This window comes from Streptomyces sp. NPDC017890, from assembly GCF_044328675.1.
Lineage (GTDB): Bacteria > Actinomycetota > Actinomycetes > Streptomycetales > Streptomycetaceae > Streptomyces.
Genome location: NZ_JBIRHU010000094.1, coordinates 1 through 3,055, shown reverse-complemented (window position 1 = coordinate 3,055; position 3,055 = coordinate 1). Strand labels below are relative to the sequence as shown.

At 60.3% G+C, this 3,055-nt stretch carries 2 protein-coding genes and 1 pseudogene; 1 reads left to right on the top strand and 2 read right to left on the bottom strand.

Annotated elements, in window-relative coordinates; genetic code table 11:
* A pseudogene (locus ACH4F2_RS35480) lies at nucleotides 1-335 on the bottom strand (hypothetical protein); the annotation flags it as partial.
* A gap of 505 nt (nucleotides 336-840) precedes the next feature.
* Here ACH4F2_RS35480 and ACH4F2_RS35475 point away from each other — a divergent pair.
* Nucleotides 841-1,374, top strand: coding sequence for a sigma factor (locus ACH4F2_RS35475; protein WP_073513845.1), 534 nt, complete (start codon nucleotides 841-843; stop codon nucleotides 1,372-1,374).
* Between the two features lie 1,062 nt (nucleotides 1,375-2,436).
* Here ACH4F2_RS35475 and ACH4F2_RS35470 read toward each other — a convergent pair.
* Nucleotides 2,437-3,055, bottom strand: a 619-nt coding sequence (locus tag ACH4F2_RS35470; RefSeq protein WP_398136764.1) for a DoxX family protein, incomplete at its 5' end; no start/stop codon positions are given.

Sequence of the window (3,055 nt, the reverse complement as noted above, 5' to 3'; positions counted from 1 at the left end):
CAGCACCAGCAGGCGAAGACCAGACCGGCGTATTGCAAGGGGAGGAACGCATAAGTGCACCAGCGGTAGTAGCGGTCCTTCTGCAGCCCTGGGATCGCATCGTCCGGCGGACTTTCGCCGTCTTCACCGGCCAGCATGTCGATGATCGGGATGACGATGACCAGCAACCACGCACCGGTCGCCCAGAACAATCCGAGACGAAGGTTGTCGACGAGAAACCAGGAGATGAACGGGCTGAGTGGAATCAGCAATCCGAGCGGCCACAGGTACCTCTTACGATCACGCCACACCGAAGGGCCTTCGATGCTCGCGGGTGTGGAAGCCGCGGGAGTCATGGTGACATCTGGTGAATAGGGGGCATTTTCCTAAGGATTCAGTCTTAGAGGACGTTTACGATATGTGTATCTCATTCCAGAGCCGAGGGTTACACGTGGAATCGAAGTAAGAGGTGATCGCACGTCGGGGGCTGAGGCGCGGCCCTACGATCTCGGCCTCCTCGGATATCCACGAATCGCCGGTGGCTAATCCGTCTTTTTCGCACGATCGATGAATGATCTTGGTGAAGAACAAGACTCGTGTTCATTCCGGGATGCCTTTGCCAACCTGCTTGGGCATGTTGCGACTTTGGGTGTGCCCATGATTCGGAGCGAGCGCTCCATCAACCTCGGATGCGGGTGATGGAGACCACAGCAATACGGCAGGGGCTAGCTACACGACTTCCGGCTGCTGTGTACTAACTGACATTCATTCGAGACGTTCGAGCCCCACTTTCCGAGGTTCCTGCTGAGTGCAGATGACTATGCTCGCTCTGTAAGTTCACGTGAGAGTGGGGCGACCGTGATGGTAAAGGCTGATCCAGACGACCACCTTGTTGCTGTGCTGTGTTCTGTTTCCTCCGGGAGTCGTGCAGCTTTCGCCGAATTCTACGACCGGACTTCCCCTTGGGCCTGCGACCTGCTCATGCAGATGTTCGGTGATCAGCGAGTTAGCGACGAACTGGCACGGTCGGTGTATCGCGAGGTATGGGCATGCGCGCCCGAGTACAAGACGGAAAACGGGAGCCCTACGGCGTGGGTAATCATGATTGCTCACCGGCGAGCGATAGAAAAGATTCGCTCCCGCCCTCGGCGCGAGGCTTTATGGTCCTCTCAGGAGGCCTCCGGATCGGCCGAGGAAGCCCACGCATGCAAAGACGGCTTCAGTTGGTCAACAGGGGATTGCCGCGCAAGAAGATACCTCTACCAGGGATATTACTGCGGTTGGACACAGCGGCAGATAGCCCATCGTGACGGGGTGACCGTTACCCTTGTGCGATCGAGCATCAAATCAGCCGTATTGACTGCACGCGCTAGTCAGCAATGCAGTCTGATGTAGCCGGAGTTCTGACGGAGGCATGTTCGGCGTTGGTGCTACGAGCGGAGAGCTTCGCGGGGTGATCGGGCGCAGTAATCGAGGTTTGCACGAATTAGGTGGTCCGACTGTGAAAGGGTTTGCAGGAAGGAGACGGGATGTGCTGGACGAGTACTGACGGCGCTCACGAAGGAGCGCCGGCGACGATCGTCGCCGGCGATCGCACCGCACTGTCGTACAGCGCCCGGGGCTTCGGACTCGAGGACGGAACGTACGTGCCCGATGAAGCGACGATCGGTTGGCGGGCGCAATGCTCGTGCGGATGGAAAGCAGTGGGGCTCATCGAGCGTGTGACCGACGCCGACCTACCTCCACGACCGGACCAGATCCTCGACCTCTCGGGAGGGCCCGCATTCCCGGAAGTAGAAGACATATGCCACGCACAATGGCTTGAGCATGTCCGCCGATCCGCTTCAGCATGCTCCACGAACGCGTTCTCCATGACCACATGACGCACGACTCGGTGAGGTATCGGTCGGGGACCTATGATTCCTGATCTGCAGTCGACTCACGCGTGAGGTCTAGGGCCGCACACCTCGCTGTTGTACAGGGGGGAGTGGTGCGTGCACCACTCCTGAGTGGTCCCGGCGTATTGTGACCCACCGCGGAGATGCGGTGGTCGGATCGAGAGGCATCGACCCGACCACGCCGATGACACCGTCGTCAACACCGATCACCTGTCCTCCGCGTAGGAGGGTGACGTCTTCTCTGGTGATCTTGGTCTTGTCGGCGCGAGCCGTCATCAGCCACTCTCCGTGATCATCCGTCAATTTCGCGAGCCAGGTCCCCATATGACCTGCCTCTACCTTCGTGTTCGTTGGCGGACCCCCCGAGTCGCGCTCTCAAACAAAGCCTCGCGCGAGCGCAGCCAGTGGGTGCCCCCGCTGTGTCATCCGCTCGGAGCACTTATCTCTGGGAGTGCATGTCCATCGTGTTTTCGTCGGCTACGAAATCTAGCCAGAAAACGCTAGCCAACAAACTCGTAGTAACGTCACTGAACGATTGTGACCGTGTTTTTCGGTGCGCTCAGTGCGTCAATTCGTCCTTCTTGGCGCGAGCCTTTTCGAGCGCCTTCTCTGCGCGCTTGCGAGCACGCTTACCCAGCACCTCGGTCTGCTCCGACGCCGTTTCTGCCCACTCGTTGCTCTTCTCGAGGGCGAGTTCGGCGAACTCCGAGCTGCGCTTGCTCGCCAGCTCTGCCAGTTCGGCGCTGCGCTCACGTGCGGTCTCGGCCAGTTCGGAGCCGCGCTTCTGCGCGACTTCGAGGATGTCCGGGCCGCGTTCTTTGGCGACCTCTCCGAATTCCGCGGCTCGCTTGCTCGCGATCTCCGCGAACTCGGAGCTGCGCTCCTTGGCAAGTTCGAGCCAATCCGTGCCGTGTGCCTTCGCGGTTTCGGCAAGTTCGGAACCGCGTTCGGACGCCACCGACAGAGCGTGTTCGACGCGATCGCTCGTGTGATCGGTCTGCGATGCGACCAACGGAAGTGCCGCGGCGATAGACGCCTGAGCCTTCTTCGCGGCGCGGCGGCCGCGCCAGCCGAGCGACGGCTTGCCCTCTGTGTCGACGGACGCGATCATCAGTCCGCCGAGCAGGCTGACGTTCTTGATGAAGTTGGTCCGCTGCATCGCTCGCAGCGACGGATCG

What these genes read in the sequence shown, in the direction of transcription:
- ACH4F2_RS35475 (WP_073513845.1), top strand. Translation starts at nt 841, where the DNA reads ATGGTAAAGGCTGATCCAGACGACCACCTTGTTGCTGTGCTGTGTTCT.